Origin of the sequence: Streptomyces millisiae (assembly GCF_031845425.1) — a bacterium.
Taxonomy (GTDB): Bacteria; Actinomycetota; Actinomycetes; order Streptomycetales; family Streptomycetaceae; genus Streptomyces; species Streptomyces millisiae.
The window spans coordinates 28,236-47,265 of sequence record NZ_JAVREM010000052.1 but is presented as its reverse complement, the minus strand read 5'-3'; the positions used below and the strand labels follow the sequence as shown (position 1 = coordinate 47,265).

General features: G+C 74.3%; 16 protein-coding genes. 7 read left to right on the top strand and 9 right to left on the bottom strand.

Annotated features, from left to right (window positions below; all coding sequences use genetic code 11):
• Positions 1–785: 785 nt before the first annotated feature.
• The 6 genes from RNC47_RS27250 to RNC47_RS27225 are packed head-to-tail and all read right to left on the bottom strand — an operon-like array spanning position 786 to position 6,867.
• Positions 786–1,649, bottom strand: coding sequence for a phosphogluconate dehydrogenase C-terminal domain-containing protein (locus RNC47_RS27250; RefSeq protein ID WP_311602425.1), 864 nt, complete (start codon positions 1,647–1,649; stop codon positions 786–788).
• A complete protein-coding gene (locus RNC47_RS27245; protein ID WP_311602424.1) occupies positions 1,649–2,461 on the bottom strand; it encodes a sugar phosphate isomerase/epimerase family protein in 813 nt (270 codons plus the stop codon). Before RNC47_RS27245 ends, RNC47_RS27250 begins: the two co-directional genes overlap by 1 nt.
• Positions 2,461–3,246 carry a triose-phosphate isomerase family protein gene (locus RNC47_RS27240; RefSeq protein ID WP_311602423.1) on the bottom strand — a complete coding sequence of 262 codons (786 nt, stop codon included), beginning with the start codon at positions 3,244–3,246 and terminating at the stop codon, positions 2,461–2,463. The genes RNC47_RS27245 and RNC47_RS27240 overlap by 1 nt, the downstream gene beginning before the upstream one ends.
• Positions 3,246–3,731, bottom strand: coding sequence for a ribose-5-phosphate isomerase (locus RNC47_RS27235; RefSeq protein ID WP_311602422.1), 486 nt, complete (start codon positions 3,729–3,731; stop codon positions 3,246–3,248). The genes RNC47_RS27240 and RNC47_RS27235 overlap by 1 nt, the downstream gene beginning before the upstream one ends.
• A 2-nt stretch (positions 3,732–3,733) precedes the next feature.
• Positions 3,734–5,476 (bottom strand): dihydroxyacetone kinase family protein, encoded by a 1,743-nt coding sequence (locus tag RNC47_RS27230; protein ID WP_311602421.1) that lies wholly within the window; start codon positions 5,474–5,476, stop codon positions 3,734–3,736.
• Positions 5,473–6,867: an MFS transporter gene (locus RNC47_RS27225; RefSeq protein ID WP_311602420.1), complete on the bottom strand. Its 1,395-nt coding sequence runs from the start codon at positions 6,865–6,867 to the stop codon at positions 5,473–5,475. Before RNC47_RS27225 ends, RNC47_RS27230 begins: the two co-directional genes overlap by 4 nt.
• A gap of 268 nt (positions 6,868–7,135) precedes the next feature.
• On the opposite strand from RNC47_RS27225, the gene RNC47_RS27220 reads away from it, so the two are divergent.
• From RNC47_RS27220 to RNC47_RS27190, 7 genes are all read left to right on the top strand, one after another.
• The gene (locus RNC47_RS27220) at positions 7,136–7,978 is read left to right on the top strand and encodes a FadR/GntR family transcriptional regulator (protein WP_311602418.1); all 843 of its coding nucleotides are present in this window, start codon (positions 7,136–7,138) and stop codon (positions 7,976–7,978) included.
• Positions 7,979–8,098: 120 nt separating this feature from the next.
• Positions 8,099–8,323 (top strand): phosphopantetheine-binding protein, encoded by a 225-nt coding sequence (locus RNC47_RS27215; protein WP_311602416.1) that lies wholly within the window; start codon positions 8,099–8,101, stop codon positions 8,321–8,323.
• A 17-nt stretch (positions 8,324–8,340) separates the two neighbouring features.
• Positions 8,341–9,546: a beta-ketoacyl-[acyl-carrier-protein] synthase family protein gene (locus tag RNC47_RS27210; RefSeq protein WP_311602415.1), complete on the top strand. Its 1,206-nt coding sequence runs from the start codon at positions 8,341–8,343 to the stop codon at positions 9,544–9,546.
• Positions 9,547–9,892: 346 nt separating this feature from the next.
• Positions 9,893–10,840 carry an acyl-ACP desaturase gene (locus RNC47_RS27205; RefSeq protein WP_311602413.1) on the top strand — a complete coding sequence of 316 codons (948 nt, stop codon included), beginning with the start codon at positions 9,893–9,895 and terminating at the stop codon, positions 10,838–10,840.
• Positions 10,821–12,056, top strand: a complete 1,236-nt coding sequence (locus tag RNC47_RS27200) for a beta-ketoacyl-[acyl-carrier-protein] synthase family protein (RefSeq protein ID WP_311602412.1) — start codon at positions 10,821–10,823, stop codon at positions 12,054–12,056. The genes RNC47_RS27205 and RNC47_RS27200 overlap by 20 nt, the downstream gene beginning before the upstream one ends.
• Positions 12,057–12,297: 241 nt before the next feature.
• On the top strand, positions 12,298–12,801 hold the full coding sequence (locus RNC47_RS27195; protein WP_311602411.1) for a hypothetical protein: 504 nt from the start codon (positions 12,298–12,300) through the stop codon (positions 12,799–12,801).
• A gap of 161 nt (positions 12,802–12,962) precedes the next feature.
• The gene (locus tag RNC47_RS27190; RefSeq protein WP_311602410.1) at positions 12,963–14,414 is read left to right on the top strand and encodes a flotillin family protein; all 1,452 of its coding nucleotides are present in this window, start codon (positions 12,963–12,965) and stop codon (positions 14,412–14,414) included.
• A 72-nt stretch (positions 14,415–14,486) separates the two neighbouring features.
• Here RNC47_RS27190 and RNC47_RS27185 read toward each other — a convergent pair whose 3' ends face one another.
• The 3 genes from RNC47_RS27185 to RNC47_RS27175 all read right to left on the bottom strand — a co-directional run bounded on the left by RNC47_RS27185 (position 14,487) and on the right by RNC47_RS27175 (position 18,991).
• A complete protein-coding gene (locus RNC47_RS27185) occupies positions 14,487–15,596 on the bottom strand; it encodes a PucR family transcriptional regulator (RefSeq protein ID WP_311602409.1) in 1,110 nt (369 codons plus the stop codon).
• A gap of 67 nt (positions 15,597–15,663) precedes the next feature.
• A complete protein-coding gene (locus RNC47_RS27180; protein ID WP_311602408.1) occupies positions 15,664–16,764 on the bottom strand; it encodes a methyltransferase in 1,101 nt (366 codons plus the stop codon).
• A 196-nt stretch (positions 16,765–16,960) separates the two neighbouring features.
• Positions 16,961–18,991 carry a glycoside hydrolase gene (locus RNC47_RS27175; protein WP_311602406.1) on the bottom strand — a complete coding sequence of 677 codons (2,031 nt, stop codon included), beginning with the start codon at positions 18,989–18,991 and terminating at the stop codon, positions 16,961–16,963.
• Positions 18,992–19,030 lie beyond the last annotated feature (39 nt).

Sequence of the window (19,030 nt, the reverse complement as noted above, 5' to 3'; positions counted from 1 at the left end):
ACCCACCCGCCCTCTCCCCCGCGCTCCGCGCGAAACGCCCCGGCGCGGGGCGCCGGCGGCGCAGGGCGCCGCAAGACGCCGCAAAACGCCGGGCGCCAGCGCCTGCGGCGCAGCCGCCCGGCTGGCGCCGCCTCGACGGCGCCGGAAGCCCGACCGGCACGGGGTGCCCAAGCCCGTGGCGCGGAGCGCCGAGCGGCACGGCGGTGTGTGCGACGGGCTGCGCGGCGGACGCCGCCCGCACCCGGGACGGCCGGCACGGCTGTGCCGGCCAAGTGCCGCCTCGACGGCGACGCCGCCGGAAGGCCGGATGCCGGGCGGCCGGCACGGCGCGGAGCGTTCAAGCCCGCGGCGCTGCCCGCCGAGCAGCACGGCCGTGCGTGCGACGCGGACGCCGCCTCGACGGCGGCTGTCCGCCGCAGGCACCGCCCGCAACCGGTACGGAGCACCGAGGGCACCGCCCGGCGCCGCGGTGTTCCCGACGGCTGGCACGGCCCCGGCCGGCGCCGTCTCAACGGCCACGACGACGAAACGCCCGGTCCAGCGCCCCGGCCCGCAACGCCGGGATGCCCGGCGGCCGGCACCGCGCGGAGCGCCGGAGCCTGCGGCGAAGCCGCCCGGACGCGTCGCCTCGGAGACGACGGCGGCAGGGCCGGCCCGTCGGCTCCGGCGCGCAGCGCCGAGGTGCTCCGGATGGCTGGCACGGCCCCGGCGCGCAGCGCCGGCCGGGTCCGGGCCGCGCAGCGGCCCGGACCCGGCCGGGGCGTGGCCAAGGCCAGCGCCCAGCGTTACCGCTTGATCTCCTTGATGCGGAGCATCCGCGTGATGACCTTGTCGAGTTCGGCGTCGTCGAAGACCTTCTTCCAGTCGTCGCGGACGATCGACTCGCGGCCGTAGTCCATGGCGATCAGGCAGGCGTCCGAGAACGGGTTGTCGCCCTTGAGGGTGTTGGCCAGCGCCACCTGGGTGTGGCCGAGAAGCATCGCGCGGGCGGCCTTCTCCGGGACGCCCACCGTGTGGACGGTCTCGTGCAGCGCCTCGGTCAGCAGCGCGCCGACCATGCAGGCGATGGTCTCGACGAGGGTCGGCTCCAGCACCGCGAGCTGCTTGACCGTCACCCAGTGCACGTCGACGACGGGCGCGTACATGGTGCGGATGACGGATTCGGCCAGCGCCTTGGCGGACTCGTCCGTGCCCTCGAAGGAGGCGACGACCTCCTGGGGGGCGGCGATGCCGCCGAAGGTGTCCGCGTACTCCTCCTTGGTGGTGCGCTCCAGGAAGACCGACGGGTGGCAGGGGTGCGCGACCGCGTTGTGGATGTCGTCGCGGCGGGCCAGCAGGCCCGCGTAGGCGGCGGCCGGGTCGAGGGTGAGGAGGATCGCGCCGGGCTTCATCAGCGGGACCAGCGTCTCGGAGACGGTGCCGAGCACCACGTCCGGCACGGCGAGGATCACGACGTCGGCCTGGGCGGCCGCCTCGGTGCCCTCGGTGAGTTCGCGGCCGAGCTCGCGCAGCAGCTCCTGCCCCTTGGGCGAGTTCTCGCTGAAGAGGGTGGTGAAGTCGCTCTTGACCAGGTTGTTCGAGACGCGCTGGCCCATCTTGCCGGCGGCGCCGATGACCGCGACGGTGGCGGTCGTGGCTTCGGTAGCCATCAGTTGCTCCTCAGGAGGTTCTCGTTCAGGAGGGTTTCGATGCTGTGTTCGGTCCAGTCGGCCTCGAGCCTGGCGGTCTCCTCGAAGCCGTCCTGCCAGGGAAGCCAGTGCTCCACGATCTGGTTGATCCCCCGCTCCGCCGGCCGCACCGTGTCGACGAGGTGGCGGTAGTCGAGGAGTCCCTCGCCGAGGCGGCAGCCGGCGTAGGTGAAGCCGACCCAGCCGTCGCGGCGGGTGAACGCGAAGTCCTTGACGTGGATGTTGACCACGTGGGGGGCGGTGGCGTCGACGACGTCGACGGGCCGCTCCAGACGGGCGACGCTGTTGCCCGGGTCGAGCACCACCCCGAGGTGCGGGCTGTCGACGCCGCGCACCACGGCCAACAGGTCGTCGGTCGACACCTGTTCGTATGTCTCGAGGCCCAACGTGACGCCGCGCGCCGCGTACTCGGCGACGGCCTCGCGCAGCAGCGCGGTGGCCTCGGCGACGGTCGGCCGGTGGTCGACGGTGTTGAGCATGGAGCGGACGAACCTGGCGCCGAGGCGGTCCGCGAGGTCGAGGTAGCGCCGCAGGTGCTCGGGGCGCACGCCACGGGTGCCGAGTTCGAGGGTGATGCCGGCGGACTCGGCGTAGCGGCGGATCTCGGCGAGCGCCGCGTCGTCGAGCGTCTCGATCGGCGGGTGGTCGCAGATCTGGAAGACCTGGCCGCCGAGTTCGCGGGTCTGTTCCAGCATCTCCAGGACGGTCAGCGGGCGCGGGGCGCGCGACGAGACGCGCCAGAAGAAGGCGTAGGTGCTCAGTCCGTAGGCCATCAGACGCTCGCCCCCTCCGCCGCGGCGCCGTGCAGGGCGAGCGCCTCGTCGAGGATGGTCTCGACGGCGGCCGGGTCGTGGGCGAACCGGCCGAGGAAGAGGCCGCCGGCGTCCGTGCCGAGGTCGCCGAGGAGGCCGGGGCCGGCGCTGCCGCCGTAGATGACCCGGCCGCCGGCGAACTCGGCCCGGCCGGCGAGCCAGTCGGACAGGGCCGCGCAGACGGTGCGGATGTGCTCGGTGGAGGCGGGCCTGGGGGCGCCGATCGCCCACTGCGGCTCGTAGGCGACGACGACGGGGCCGGTCAGTCCGTACAGCAGGCGTTCCAGCTCGGCGACGGTGCGGGCCGCGGCGTCGTCCCGCGAGGTCTGGTTGAGTTCGCCGACGCAGAGCACCGGGGTGAGGCCGTTGCGCAGGGCGGCCGCCGTCTTGGCGGCGACCACCGTGTCGCCCTCGCCGAAGAGCCGCCGCCGTTCGGCGTGGCCGACCTCGGCGTAGTCGCAGCCGATCTCCTTCAGGTGCGCGCCGCTGACCTCGCCGGTGTAGGGGCCCGCGTCCTCGGCCGCCAGGTCCTGGGCGCCGACCCGGACGCCGGAGCCGGCGACGATGGAGGCGACCGGCACGAGCGCGGGGAAGGAGGGGAGCACGAACAGCTCGGCGAGGCCGGTGGTGACGGCGGGGTGCCGTCCGGCGATCGCGGCTATCCGACGGGACCAGTTGAGGGTCTGGTGATGCCCGAGGTACATCTTCAGACTGATCCCGATGGTGACGGCGGGCGCGGTGCGCATCAGACGGCTCCGGCGCAGCTGTTCTCGTAGTCGCTGAGGACCTGGACCTTGCCGGCCGAGGCGGAGGTCTCGTCGAAGCGGTAGGTGAGCCACTCGGCGGCGAGCCGGCGGGCGAGTTCGAGGCCGATGACGCGCTGGCCGAAGGTGAGGACCTGCGCGTTGTTGGAGAGGATGGCGCGCTCGACGGAGAACGAGTCGTGCGCGGTGACGGCCCTGATGCCCTTGACCTTGTTGGCGCTGATGGCGACGCCGAGGCCGGTGCCGCAGACCAGCAGGGCGCGGTCGGCCTTGCCGGCGGCGACGAGTTCGGCGGCGGCGATGGCGATGGTGGGGTAGGCGGTGTGGCCGTCCGCGTCGACGCCGACGTCGGTGACGGAGGCGACCAGGTCGCTGGCCTCCAGGTCCTTCTTCAGGGCCTCCTTGTAGGCGAAGCCGGCGTCGTCGGCGCCGACGACTATCCGCAGTTTGTCGGGGGTCTCGCTCATCGTCAGTCAACTTCCTTGTCAGCGAGGGTGCGTTGTACGGCGCGGGTGATCAGGGCGAGGGAGTGGGCGCCGGCGTCGGGGGTGCCCAGGCTCTTCTCGGCGTGCGGTCGGGCGCGGCCCATCCGGGGCAGCAGCTCGGCGGTGGCGGCGGCCGCGGCCTCGGCGGCGCTGGCGGCGGTGTCCCAGGCGGTGGCCAGCGGCGCGCCGGTGGCGACGGCCTCGCCGAGGGCGTCGGCGAACGGGACCAGGGCGTCGACCATGGTCTTGTCGCCGACCTCGGCCTTGCCGAGGCGCTGGACGCCGGCGGCGGCCCCGGCCACTCCGGAGGCGACGGCCTCGGGGGTGGGGCGCCCGGTGTCGCCGAGCGCGGAGCCGATCGAGCCGAGGATGACGCCCCACAGGGCGCCGGAGGTGCCGCCGGCCCGGTCCGCCCAGGCGGCGGCGGCCAGGTCGAGGGTGGTGGCGGCGCCCGCGCCGCGGGCGACGGCGTCGGCCGCGGCCTCGTGGGCGGCGTGCGAGCCGCGCCGCATGCCGATGCCGTGGTCGCCGTCGCCGGCGACGGCGTCGATCCGGCCGAGCTCGTCCACGTGCTCGTCGACGGTGGCGCGGACGGCGGCCAGCGCGGCGAGGACCCGGCGGGCGGCGCGGCGGCTGTCGTCGTCGGCCGCGGGCAGGGCGTCCTGTTCGGCGGCGGCCGCCGGCTCGTCGTCGGCCGGGGTCGCGGCGGCGGGCGCGGCGACGGAGCCCTTGCGGTACGCGGGGGCGTCGGCGGGCGCGGTCCACAGCGGTTCGAGCTCGTCGGTGAGCCAGCAGAGGGTGAGCGAGACGCCCGCCATGTCGAAGCTGGTGACCAGCTCGCCGACCTCGGGGTCGACGATCTCGACGCCGGCCTCGCCGAGCAGCTCGGCGACCCTGCGGTAGACGACGAACAGCTCCTCGTACTTGACGGCGCCGAGCCCGTTGAGGATCACGGCGGCACGCTGCCCCGCCGTCCCATCGACGCCGGGCGGCAGCTCGGCGAGCAGCGTCCCGACCAGCAGCTCGGCGGTCTCGTCGGCGCTCGGCACGTCCCGCTCGCCCATGCCCGGCTCGCCGTGGATGCCGAGGCCGAGCGCGAGCCGGCCAGGATCGACGGTGAACAGCGGCTCGTCGGCGCCCGGCAGGGTGCAGCCGCTGAGGGCGACGCCGAAGGAGCGGGTGCGGGCGTTGGCGAGCTCGGCGAGGCGGGTGACCTCGTCCAGGGGGAGTCCGCGTTCGGCGGCGGCGCCGGCGACCTTGAAGACGGCCAGGTCGCCGGCGACCCCGCGGCGCTTGTGCGCCTCCTCGGGGCTCGCGCTGGACACGTCGTCGGTGACCGGCAGCACCCGGACGTCGACGCCCTCGGCGCGCAGCTGGTCGGCGGCCTGCCCGAAGTGCAGGACGTCGCCGGCGTAGTTGCCGAAGGTCAGGAGCACCCCGCCGCCGGCCTCGGCCGCCTTCGCCACCTGCCTGACCTGGCGGGCCGAGGGGGAGGCGAAGACGTTGCCGACGGCGGCGCCGTGGGCCAGGCCCTGGCCGACCAGGCCCGAGAAGGCCGGGTAGTGGCCGCTGCCGCCGCCGACGACGACGGCGACCTGGCCCGGGACCCGGGCGGCGGCGCGCACCACGCCGCCCGGGACCGGTCGTACCCACCGCCGGTGGGCGGCGACGAAGCCTTCGAGGGCCTCGTCGGCGAAGGCGGCGGGGTCGTTGAAGAGCTGGGTCATCGATGGGCCTCGGCGAGGGGTGCGGCGGATGGGGCGGGGTCGTCCAGGTGGGTGGCCTCGTCGCCGGGACGGCGGGAGAGCCAGACCATCAGCAGACCGGACAGGATCATGAGGCCGCCGACCAGGAACAGCGGCAGGTGGTAGCCGCCGCTGAAGTCCTTCAGCCAGCCGGTGACGTAGCCGGCGGCGAAGCCGGCGACGTTGCCCATGGTGTTGATCAGGGCGATGCCCGCGGCCGCGGCGGCGCCGGTGAGGAACCGGGACGGCACCGACCAGAACACCGGCAGCGCGGCGAAGATCGAGCAGGCGGTGACGGTGATCACGGCCACGGTGGCGGCGGGCGAGTCCATGTAGAGGGCGACGGGGATGGAGAGACCGCCGACGATCGCCGGGCCCGCGATGTGCCAGACCTTGGTGCCGTTCCGGGAGGCGTGCCGGGACCAGAAGAAGAGGACGACCGCGGCCGGCAGGTACGGGATGGCGGTGATCAGCGCCTTGTCCATGACGCTGAAGCTGGTGTCGAACTCCTCCTGGAAGCCGTTGATGATCGTCGGCAGGAAGAAGGCGAGGGCGTAGAGGCCGTAGATGAAGCCGAAGTAGATCAGCGAGAGCGTCCAGACGCGGGCGCTGGTGAACGCGGTCTTCAGGGCCTCACGGCCGTGGGACTGGGCCTCGTCGGCGCCGGCCTTGCCCGCGTTCTCCGCGGCGAGCTCGCCCTCCAGCCAGTCCTTCTCCTGCTGGGTGAGCCACTTGGCGTGGGCCGGGCGGTCGATCAGGTAGAACCAGGCGACGACGCCGAGGATGATCGCCGGCAGCGAGACGCCGAGGAACATCACGCGCCAGCCCTCCAGGCCGAACAGGCCGTGGCGCTCGATCAGCAGGCCGGCGAGCGGGGCGCCGATGACGGTGGTCAGCGGCTGGGCCAGGTAGAACAGCGCGAGGATCTTGGTGCGGTGCCGGGTCGGGACCCACTGGCTCAGGTAGAGGATGGCGCCGGGGAAGAAGCCGGCCTCGGCGATGCCGAGGATGAAGCGCAGCACGTAGAGCTGCTCGCTGCTCTGCACCCAGGTGAAGAGCAGGGAGACGATGCCCCAGGTCACCATGATCCGGGCGAGCCAGCGGCGGGCGCCGAACCGGTGCAGGGCCATGTTGCTCGGCACTTCGAGCGCGATGTAGCCGATGAAGAAGACGCCGGACGCGAAGCCGAACTGGGCCGCGGTGAGCGCGAGGTCCTCGCCCATGCCGTTGGGCTCGGCGAAGGAGACGGCGGTCCTGTCCAGATAGTTCACGAAGAACATCAGGGCCACGAAGGGGACCAGCCGGATCGAGATCTTCCGGATGGCTGATCTCTCTATGACGCTGGCGTCCTGGGGCTGTGCAGCGGCTCCCATACGGTCACTCCTTGGTGCATCGGACAGCTTTGTCCGAGTGGTGCCACCGCCCGGAGGGGGCGTGGGCGGCGAGCGGGCCGCTCCACACCGGGCGGGGTCGGGGACGCTCACGTTAACAGTGGTTACCAATTTACCAAAGGGATTGGTAACCAATTTACCAAAATCTTTCGTGCTTCTTTCAGGCTATATGTCCGGTTGCGCTACCGGGCCGTTCGAGTGGCGTGACGGCCCGTGACGTGCTTCACCCGCCGTCTGATGTACTTGACGGGTGACTGCCCCAACCGATCAACCGGACGCCACGACGGACCTGGTCTCGCTCCTGCGGCCCGTCGTGCGTGAGTCGTCCGTGAGCGAGGTGGCCAAGCGCCTCCTCGACCACCTCACCGAGGGGAACCTCAGACCGGGAACCCGGCTCCCCGCCGAGCGCCAGCTCGCGGAGGCGCTGGGGGTGGCGCGCTCCAGCGTGCGGGGGGCGCTCTCGGCGCTCGACGTGCTCGGCATCATCGAGATCAAGCCGGGCTCGGGCTCCTATGTGCGGGCCAACACCTCCGAGTTCCTGCCCCGCGCCATCAACTGGGGGCTCATGCTCGGGCAGCGCCGCACCCAGGACCTGGTCGAGGTGCGCGCCTTCATGGAGCGGATGTCGGCCCGGCTCGCCGCCGAGCGCGCCGACGAGGCGGACGTCACCCGGCTCAGCGGGCACCTGGAGCGGATGCGCGAGGCCGGCGGGGACGTCACGGCGTTCATCGAGGCCGACATCGCCTTCCACCTGGAGACGGCGAACATCGCCCGCAACACCGTGCTCAACGACATCCTGCACAGCATCCGCGCGCTGCTGCAGGTGTGGATGGAGCGCGCCGGCGACATCGAGGGCACCATCGCCGGCACCCTCCACGAGCACGGCACCATCCTGGAGGCCATCCGGCAGCGCGACCCGGAGGCCGCCGACCGCGCGATGACCGAGCACATGCGGCTGGCCAGCGTGCGCCTGCAGTCCTCGCTGGACACCGAGCCGACCGGGACGGAGTCCGGGGCGGAGATCGGTGCGGAGGCCGGTGCGAAGGCTGGAGCCGAGGAGCGTCCCGGCGCCGGCGCCCCCGCCGCCACCTGACAACACGCCTCAGGCCGCCCTTACCCGTTCGGCTGAACCGTCGGCCCCCACGTAACCACCGCCGCCGATGGACCCGTTAGCCATCCGTAACGGGGAACCGAGCGGCCGTGAGGAGTGCCGATGTACCAGATGCTGGCGACGCTGCTGATCGAGGAGTTCGGCATCGAGGCCGACTCCGTGCGCCCCGAGGCCACCTTCCGCGCGCTCGAGCTCGACTCGCTCTCGCTGACCGAGCTGGCCGTGATCGTCACCGAGCGCACCGGCCGGCTGGTCGACGACATCGACCTGGACACCCCGCTCCACGCGGCGGCGGAACGATACGCCACCGCCACGGCGGGCGTGTAGTGGGCCGCGAGATCGCCGTGACCGGGGTCGGTCTCGTCACCCCGGGCGGCGTCGGGGCCCCCGCGACCTGGGTGACGGTGTGCGCCGGCCGAGCCACGGCCGGGCGGGACGAGGCGCTCGCCGGGCTGCCCGTCGACATCTCCTGCCCGGTGCCGGGCTTCGACGGCGACGCCCTGCTCGGCCGCCGGCTCGCCAGGCGCCTCGACCGCGTCACCCAGCTCGGCGTGGTGGCCGCCCGCGAGGCGATGGCCATGGCCGGCCTGGCCCCCGGCGACCTCGACCCCGCGCGGGTCGGGGTGCTGATGGGCTCCGGCGGGTCGAGCCTGGCCGGAGTGGTCGAGGCACACCAGCGGCTGCTCGCCGGCCGGCCCGAGACGATCTCCCCCACCGCGCTGCCCAGGGCACTGCCCAGCGCCTGCGCCGGCGAGATCGCCCTCGACCTCGGGGCGACCGGGCCCGCCTTCGCCACGGTGGCCGGCTGCGCCTCTCCCCTGCTCGCCGCCCGGATCGCCCGGGACCTGCTGGGCTCGGGCGAACTGGACGTGGCGGTGGTCGGCGGTGCTGAATCGCTTCGCCACCCGCTGACCGTCGCCGGCTTCGCCCAGCTCGGCACCCTCTCCCGGCGCACCGGGGACCCGGCCGCCGCCTCCCGGCCGTTCGACGCGGACCGCGACGGCCTCGTGGTCGCCGAGGGCGCCGCCGTGCTGGTGCTGGAGCGCCCCAGCCACGCGCGCGCCCGGCTGGCCCCGGTGCTGGCCTGGCTCGCCGGCTGCGGGGCGGCGGGCGAGGCCCACCACCCCACCTCCCCCGACCCGGAGGGCGCCGGCGGCCGGCGGGCGACCGAGGCCGCCCTGGCCGATGCCGGCTGGCAGCCGGCGGACGTCGGCCACGTCAACGCCCACGGCGCGGCGACCGTGGCCAACGACGCGGCCGAGGCGGGCTGGCTCGCCCGCGCGCTGCCCCACCGACCGCCGGTGACCGCGCCGAAGGGCGCCCTCGGGCACGCCGGCGCCGGCTCGGGCGCCATCGAGGCGGCCCTCACCGTGCTGGCGCTGCGCGAGCGGCTGATCCCGCCGACCGCCAACCTGGACCGGCTCGACCCGGCCTTCGACCTGGACGTGGTCGCCAAGGCCCCGCGCCACGTGCCCGGCGGGCTCGGCGCACTCACCGTCTCCTCCGCGCTGGGCGGCCAGAGCGCCGCGTTACTGCTGCGATGCGCGTGACACGGTCCGCCCCCGGCCGCCGCCGACCACCCGCCGGCCGCCGATCGCCCGCCGCCCGGCCCGGCCGTGGCCGACCGAGCGCCCCCCCGCCCCCCCCGCGGCGCCCACGGCCGGGCCCCGGTTCCACCCCCCATCACCTGGCCCGGGCCGTCATCGAAGAGCCCGGGTCCGCCGACCGGTTGCGGGCGGCGCCGGAGCACCTCCCGGCTGCCGTCACGGGGATCACCCGCCGCAGCCCCTCGGTTGCCGCCGAGCCGGCGGTCGCGAACCGCGACCCGGCCGCGGCCGGCCATCCACCGCGGCTGCTCGTGCCAGCCGACCAGCCCCTTCCGAAAGCCCCACCTCGATGACCAGCCCCTCACCTCACCATGCTCGCGACATCCTCACCCCGCTCGAACCCTCCGTCGCCCGGCTGCTCGACCGCCACCTGAACACGGCCCAGACCTGGATGCCGCACTCCTACGTGCCGTGGAGCGCGGGCCGCGACTTCGACGGCCCGCTCGGCGGCGAACCCTGGCGGCCCGAGCAGTCCCCGCTGCCGCCCGCCGTCCGGGACGCGTTGCTCGTCAACCTCCTCACCGAGGACAACCTGCCCAGCTACCACTTCGAGATCGCCACCCGCTTCGGCCGGGACGGCGCCTGGGGCACCTGGGTGCACCGCTGGACCGCCGAGGAGGGCCGGCACGCCGACGCGCTGCGCGCCTACCTGCACGCCACCCGCGCCGTCGACCCGGTCGAGCTCGAACGGTGCCGGATGCGGCAGGTCGCCGAGGGCTACTCCAGCGACCAGCCCACCGTGCTGCACGCGATCGCCTATGTCACCGTCCAGGAGCTGGCCACCCGCGAGGCCCACCGCAACGCCGGCGCGGCCTGCGGCGACCCGGCCGGCAAGCTGCTCGCCTCCCGGATCGCGGCCGACGAGAACCTGCACATGCTCTTCTACCGGGACCTCTTCGCGGACGCGCTGGAACTGGCCCCCGACGCGGCCACCGTCGCCCTGGCCGACGTCGTCTGCGGCTTCCAGATGCCGGGCACCGCCATCCCCGGCTTCCAGCAGCGCGCCCTGCGGATCGCCTCGGCCGGCATCTACCACCTGGGCGTCCACCGCGAGCACGTGGTGCTCCCGCTGCTCCGCTCGCTGCGGGTGATGACCCGCAGCGGCCTCGGCCCGGCCGGCGAGGCGGCCCGCGACCGGCTCGGCCGCCACCTCGACACGCTGCGGACCACGGCCGAGCGCTTCCGGGAGCTCTACGAGCGGATGGAGGCGGCGGCCCATGCGGACACCCGACACTGAGGCGGCCATCACGGGCATCGGGATGATCACTCCCGCCGGCCTCACCGCCGAGGCCACCTGGGCGACCCTGTGCGAGGGCCGCGGCCTCGCCCGCCACGACCCCGAACTGGCCGGGCTGCCCGTCGACTTCTCCTGCCGGGTCGACGACTTCGACCCGGACGCCGTCCACGGCCGCAAGCTGGCCCGCCGCCTCGACCGCTTCACCCAGCTCGGCCTGACCGCCGCCCGCCAGGCCGTCGCGGACGCCGGCCTGGACCCGACCGCCTGGGCCGCCGACCGCGTCGGCGTGGTCCTCGGCACCGGCAGCAACAGCCTGGAGACCTACCCCAGGGAGTTCGCCAGGCTCAACGAGGGCCGCCCCACCCACGTCTCGCCCATCGCGCTCACCCGCAGCGTGCCCAACATGGTGGCCGGCGAGGTGGCCATGGACCTCGGGGCCCACGGGCCGAGCTTCACCGTCTCCAGCGCCTGCGCCTCCGGCTCCACCGCGCTCGGCGTCGCCCGCGCCCTGCTGGCGGCCGGCACCTGCGACATCGTGCTGGCCGGCGGCGCGGAGTCGGGCCGGAGCAGGATGACCGCGACCTGCTTCGCCCAACTCCAGGCGCTCTCCCGCAGAACCGACGACCCGGCCGCCGCCTGCCGCCCCTTCGACCTGGAGCGCGACGGCTTCGTGCTCTCGGAGGGCGCGGGCCTGCTGGTGCTGGAACGCCAGGACCACGCCCGCCGGCGCGGGGCCCGGGTGCGGGCCCTGCTGCTCGGCCACGCCGCCACCAGCGACGCCCATCACCCGGTGGCCCCGCTCCCCGAGGGGAAGGGCGCCGAGCGCACCATCCGCACCGCACTGGCCGACGCCGGGCGGGAGCCGGGCGACATCGGATACGTGAGCGCTCACGGCACCTCGACCCCGCCGGGCGACCGGGGGGAGGCGCTGGCCCTGCGGCGGGTGTTCGGCGGCGGGGGCCCGCCGGTGACCGCGCCCAAGAGCGTCCTCGGGCACGCCCTGGGAGCCTCCGGCGCGATCGAGGCGGCGCTCACCGTGCTGGCGCTGGAGCGCCAACAGGTGCCGCCGACCGCCAACCTCGACCGCCAGGAACCGGACGCCGAACTCGACATCGTGACCGGCCGTCCACGGCCCGTCGAGATGAACGTCGCCATGACCAACTCCTTCGGCTTCGGGGGGCACAACAGCGTGCTGGTGCTCAGCAGACCACGCTGACGGGACCGCCGTAAGTCGACCTTGGTCAGGCGTCACCCTGACTTTCGTCAGGCGCCCGCCGGCACCCCGGCGCGCCCCCTCGTCGCCTGCCCCGCCAACTTCCCTGTTCGAGACGGCCGTTCGGGAACCGGCATTAAGAACGCGTTAAGATTGCCGACATCCGGCAGTGTGTTCTGTCACACCCTCATGGCACTATCCCCTCCACAGGCCGAAGACGGGCCTGCGGGGGAGGTGAGCGGTGATGGGGTGGTTTCTGCTTCTCGGCATCGGGGGATTGCTGCTGCTGGGGCTGGTCATCGTCCTGGACGGCGTGCTCGACGGGCTGTTCGACGGGTTCGCCGGTGCCGACGGGTGGCTTTCGCTGCCGGCCGTCACCGCCTTCGTCGCCATGCTGGGCTTCGTGGGCGCCATCGCCCAGGAGGCGACCGGCAGGGGCCCGGCGCCCGCCGCCGCGGTGGGGGCGGCGGCGGGGGCCGGCACGGCCTGGGGGGTGCTGCGGCTGAGCCGGGCGCTGATGGACCGACAGCCGGACGCGGCGCCGCGAGGCGTGGATCTGGTGGGGGTCGCGGGGGCCGTGATCACGCCCATACCCGACGGGGGATACGGCGAGGTCCTGCTGGACGTCGCGGGGCTGCGCACCAAGTACGCGGCGCGCAGCCGGCTGGCCATGCCGGCGGGCGCCGAGGTGTGGGTGGTGGACGTCCTGTCACCGACCTCGGTCGAGGTGCGCTCGGTCGAGCGCTGACCGACCCACGGCGGGGGAACAGGGGGGAAGGTGGGCGGGTGGCGCACAGGGGGTGCGTGCGCCACCCGCCCGGCGGCGGGGGCGCGGGGGCGCCACCGGCCGCGGTCGATCCGGGCGAGTCCCGAGGGGATCCGGAGGGGTCCTGAAGAGAAGAGGCTCACATGAGTACTGTCGTCATCTCCGTCGTGGGGGTGGTCGTCCTCCTGCTGCTGCTCGGCCTGTTGGTGGTCTCGCGCTACAAGGTGGCCGGGCCGAGCGAGGCGTTCGTCATCACCGGGCGGGTCTCGCGCGGCGCCGGCGGCCAGAAGGTCGTGGTCGGCTCCGGGGTGTTCGTGGTGCCATTGGTGCAGCACCGGCACGTGATGGACCTGTCGAGCCGGCACATACCGGTGGCGGTGCGCGGCGCGGTCACCCTGCGCGGGGTGAAGGTGGACCTGGACGGCGTGGCCATCGTCAAGGTCGGCGGCAACGAGACCGCCATCCGCTCGGCCGCCCAGCGGTTCCTGCGCCAGCAGGAGGGCGTGGTGCCGTTCACGCAGGAGGTGCTGTCCGGCGCGCTGCGCGCGATCGTGGGCCGGATGTCGGTGGAGGAGGTCATCAGGGACCGGGGCGCGTTCGCCGCGCAGGTCGCGGAGGAGGCCGAGGCCAGTCTCTCGGGGCAGGGCCTGGTGCTCGACACCTTCCAGATCCAGGACATCGCGGCCGAGGGCAGCTACCTGGCCGACCTCGGTCGGCCCGAGGCCGCCCGGGCCAGGCAGGACGCGGACATCGCCGAGGCCGAGGCGCGGCGCACCGCGGAACAGGCGCGGCTGCGGGCCGAGGAGGAGATAGCGATCGCCCAGCGCACGCTCTACCTGCGGCAGGCCGAGATCAAGGTGGAGACCGAGGCGGCCGCCGCCAGGGCCAACGCGGCGGGGCCGCTGGCCGAGGCGGCCAGGCGTCAGGAGGTGCTGGCGGAGCAGGAGAAGGTGGCCGTCAGGCAGGCCGAGTTGACCGACCGACAGCTGGACACCGAGGTGCGCAAGCCGGCGGACGCCCAGCGTTACCGGGCCGAGCAGGAGGCCGAGGCCCGGCGGGTGGCCGAGGTGGCCGCGGCGCGGGCCGAGGCGGAGCGGGCCAGGCTGACCGGTGAGGGCGAGAAGCAGCGCCGCGCGGCGCTGGCCGAGGCACACCAGTTGGAGGGCCGGGCCCAGGCCGCGGCGATCGCCGCCGTCGGCGCCTCGGAGGCCGAGGCGATGCGGCGCAAGGCCGAGGCCTTCGCCGGGTACGGGGACGCGGCGATGCTGCAGATGCTGGTCGAGGTGCTGCCGCAGGTGGTGGCCAAGGCGGCCGAGCCGCTGTCCGCGATCGACAGGATGACCGTGATATCCACCGACGGCGCGGGCCGGCTGCCGCGCGCCGTGGCGGACAACGTGGCGCAGGGCATGGAGCTGCTCGCCTCGACCACGGGGGTGGACGTCGCGTCACTGCTGTCCGGCCTGGCGGCCAGGAGCGGATCCCCCGCGGTGTCCCCTGCGATGTCCCCTGCGGGGGGCGAGGCGGACGGGGCGGCGGGGCCGCGCGACGGGCTCGGCCTGGCGGCCGAGCGCGTCGAGGTCACCCAGGAGGCCTGACGGCCACCGGGGCCGCACACGCCGCTCCCTGCGCGGCGGCGTCGGGCCGGGGGTGGCCGCGTGGTCGCGCCGTCAGAAGTCCCGGGCCGGCCAGTCGAGGAGGCGGGCTCCGATCACGGCGGTCTGCAGCGTGTAGCGCTGGAACGGATCGGCCGGGTCGGAGCCCGTCAGGGCGTGGATGCGCTCGAGGCGGTAGGTCAGGGCACGGACGCTCAGGGAGAGCCGGCGGGCGGCCTCGGCGGCCACGCAGCCGGCGCCGAAGTAGACGTCGAGGGTGCGGACCAGCGGTTCCGCGCCGCCCCTGGCGGCGGCGAGCGGCCCGAGCACCGTGCTCACCAGGTCGGCCATCGCCTCCCGGTCCCTGGTGAGCACCGGGAACACCAACAGTTCCGCGGCGCGCAGCACCGCGCCGTCGATCAGGGCCCGGTCGGCGAGTTCGAGGGCGCTCAGCGCCTCCTCGTAGGAGCGCATCACCCCCCGGGCACCCGAGTGCGGCCGGCCGAGCGCCGTTCGCGGCCGTTCCTCCCCCGCGCCGACGGCCAGCATCCGGTCGGCGAAGTACTCGAGGATCTCCGGGCGGTGTCCCGGCGCGATGCAGACCAGGCGCCCGTCCTTGGTGGTCAGCAGCACCTCGCGGATGCCGAACCGGCCGACCAGCGCGTCGTCGACCCGTCTGGTGACCGCGTGGACCTCGTCGAAGGAGCCGGCCGCCTCCGCCACCGCGACCGCGTGGGTGTGCGCGAGCCGCAGCCCGTAGCGTTCGGCCCGGGCGGAGATGCTGCCCGGCTCTCCCCTGCCGTGCAGCAGGTCGTCGATGAACTCGCGGCGCGCCGCCTCGTCCCGCCGCACCGCGAGCAGCTGCGCCCGCTCGAAGCCCTCGGCCAGCGCGTCGACCGCCTGCTCGACGGCGGCCAGCACGCCCTCGGCGGTCAGCCCGACCTGACGGACACCGAACGCCCCCGCCACCCCGGGCAGTTCGGGCCACAGCGCGCGGGTGGCGGCCAGGTGGACGCGCACCAGTTCGCGCAGCGCCAGTCCCTCGCGCGCCGCGCGCTCGCCGAGCGCGCGGCGCGCGCGCAGCTCGTCCCTGGTGAGCCGGCGGCCGGTCGCGGAGACCTCGGCGAGGATCTCCGCGTAGCCGTCCAGATAGTCGTCCGGTATCGCGTCCACTGCCGCTGCCACGTCGCCCTCCTCGGAATGCCGGCGGTGCTCCCCGGGGCAACGATGGCATGGCCGCGGCAGAGAACGGTCAGCCGGTCGCCGACTCCGCGGCCTGGGCCGGGGCGCACTCGAAGAGCTGGTGGCCGCCGGTGAGCGGGAGGACGGAGAGCGGCGTGAAGCCGGCGGCGGCGAGCAGCCGGCGCATGTCGGCCTCCGCGATGCCGCGGGTGCCCGACTCGCAGATCACCATCTGGGCCAGCACGTGCGGGGCGGCGAGCTCCGCCTCCAGCATGGGCTCGACGACCAGCAGCCTGGCCGCCGCGTTCCCCGCCATGGCGCGGCGGATCACGGTCAGCGCGCGGACCTGCCGCTCCATGGGCCAGTCGTGCAGCACGTTCTTGATCAGATAGCGGTCGGCGCCGGCCGGGATCTCGGTGAAGATGTCGGCCGGTTCGAACGAGATCCGGTCGCCGGCCGGGTGCGGGCCGCGGCGCGCGCGCTCGCAGACGCTCGGCCGGTCCACGCACACCCCGCGCAGTGTCGGGTGCGCGTCGAGGACGCGGCCGAGCATGGTGCCGTCCCCGCCGCCGACGTCGACCACGGTGCGGACGCCGGAGAAGTCGTAGAGCGAGGCGAGCTGGTCCGCGACCGGGCGGCACAGCTCGGCCATCGAGGCGTCGAAGACGCGCTCCTCCTCCGGGCTGGCCGCCAGGTGCTCGTAGAGCGGTCGGCCGAAGACCTCGGGGAAGGCGGACTCGCCCGTCCTGACGGTGGTCGACAGGGCGCGGAACGCGTCGTCGTAGGTCTCCGCGATCAGCATCACGGTGTTCCGCAGGGAGTCGGGGTGGTCGGAGCGCAGGACCTCGGAGTCCTCGGTGAGCCGGTAGGCGCCGTCCGCCTCCCGCCCCAGGACGCCGGCGAGCACCAGGGTGCCGAGGAGCATGTCGAGCGCCTCCGGGTGGCTCTCGGTCCGCTTGGCGAGCTCGCCCGCGGGCAGTGGCCCGGCGGCGAGCCGGTCGGCGATGCCGAGCCGGGCCGCCACGGCCAGCGCGCGGGCGATGGTGCCGCCGGCCGCCAGCGCCAGGACCTTCGGGACTCCGAACTCCTCCCCCGCGGCCCCTCCCCCGGCCGGTGGCTCGGGAGCGAGCGCCCCACCGGCTTCCCTGCTCGAATCCGCGCGCGTCTCCATGCGATGCCGCCACCCTCCGTCGACGTCTGCCGGTTCTCTCAGACTGCTGGCTCCCCGGCCGTCTCGTTGGAAAATCGCATCGCACCCATTACCACCCGAAGGGGCGAAACGGAGGCGCACGCCGCCGCGTGCGCCCCGCTCGCCCCTCTCACCCCTCGGAGTGCTCCCCCATGCCCTGCCGGCTACGGCCGGCGGCTCATTCGCTCACCGCCCAGCGCTGGTTGGCGCCCGAGTTGGGCGGCCAGGTGGTAACCGGCGAGTTGTCCGCCGTGGCCTGGCCGCCGACCTCCAGCAGGTTGCCGCTGGCCGCGTTGACGAACGTCCAGGTGCCGTCGCCGGTCGAGGACGCGATCCACTGGGCCGCCCGGTCGGGCCGCCCCCGGTCCCGCTCCAGGACCGGCGCGCCGTCCCGCTCCGCGAGCCGCCGGCCGTCGACCGCGCTCGTCAGCACGTACCGCTCGCCGCGCCGCTCGACGCGCCAGAGCTGGTCCTCGCGCGAGGCGTCCGCGGTGCGGATCACCACGCCGGCGCCGTCGTCCGAGACGGTCAGCGCCTTTCCGCTCTGCACCCCGCCCAACCGGTACTCGTGGCCCGGCTGGAACGCGGCGGCGTCCCTGGCGACGCCGGAGACCCCGTCCACGACGAAGGTGGTGACGGAGCCGGCGGGCACCGTGTAGCTGGCCGCCGCGTCGGTGACCCGGATCGGGTCCTGCTCGACGAGCGCGCCGTCCGCGCTGGTCACCACGGGGGTCACCGTGGCGCCCCGGGCGACCCGGGCGAACGCGGACAGGTCGAGTGTGACCTCACGCGCCACGTCGCCGTCGTTGACGTGCACCACGGTCGCGCCACGGCCGTCGGCGGAGACGGCGGCCGTGCTGGACGGGTCGTCCACCTGCACGAGGTGGTCGCCGGGTTCGATGTAGTGGGTGAAGTTCCGCGCGGTGTTGAACTTCTGGTTGGTGTAGATCGGGCAGGTCTCCAGGGTGTCGTCCTCGGTGCAGCTGAACGACAGCTGGATGCTGCCCCAGTTGCCGCCCCTGGGTGACTCGCCGCCCGGCCGCATGTTGTCGTAGTCCTCCACCGGCTGCCAGAACACCCAGGCGCTCGGTTCGAGTTCCCGGAGGTCGTCGACCATGTGCCGGGCCAGGCCGAGGCCGGGCCGCATGGACTCGAAGTCCTGCCCGTCGCCCCAGTCGCCCTCGACCTCGCTCATCCACAGCGGCGTCTCGGCCGCCTTGGCCAGGTCGCGCACGGTGGTGCGGGAGCCGGTGCCGTAGGTGTGCACGTTCAACTGCTCGACCAGGTCCCGGACCTCGCTCGGGTAGGCCGCCCAGTTGCGGGCGAAGGTCCCGGGGTTGGTCTCGTCCATCGCGGCGATCACGGCGTCGGTGCGGGTGCCGCGGGAGTCCAACTCCTCGGCCAGCGCCCGGATCACCTGCTGCTGGAGCTCCGGGCCCATGTGGGCGCCCTCCTGCCGCCCGCCGACCGGCTCGCCGTCCTCGCCCAACCGCGTTCCCCAGTACGGGGTGTTGGGCTCGTTGAAGGGATCGACGGTGTCGACCTCGATGTCGTGCGCCCGCTCCAACCGGTCGACCGCGCCCACCAGGTAGGCGGCGAAATCGTCCACCGAGTCCGTGCGCAGCTGGTCCGCGCTGGAGTCGAAGCCGCCCGAGACGTAGCCGCTGACCGTCATGAACCAGGGCGGCGAGTTGCTGAACGCCTCCCAGTGGTCGATGTCGTCCTTGATCCGGTCCACCCACCACCGTTGGGTGGCGTCGGCGTCCGGGTTCCAGTCGGCCGGGTCGTCGGCCGACCACCAGTCGACGTCCTCCCGGGTGGTGCCCTCGGGCGCCCGCCACCAGCCCTCGACGGCGCCACCAGCCCTCAGGTAGTCGGTGACGTCCGGGGCGTTGCCGCCGCCCACGTTGTAGCGGGCGATGTTGAGGTTGAGCCCGTCCTCGCCGAAGACGAGGTCGGCCAGCTCCTCCCTGACCTCGTCGGGGTAGTCGCCCGTGGCGTTGGCGAACCAGACCAGGCTGGTGCCCCAGCCCTCGAACTCGTCGCCCTGGTAGGAGGGGTTGGGGCGGATGGTGACGCGGTCGGCCGCGCTGGCCTGGCCGGCGGTGGCCTGGCCGGCGCTGGCCTGGCCGGCGGCAAGGCCGCTCATGGTCAGTACGGAGGCGCCGAGGCAGCAGATCAGCCGCCGGGCTCTGACGGGTCTATTCACCGTTGAACGTCCCTTCGTTGGGTGGACGGTGGCGCGGAG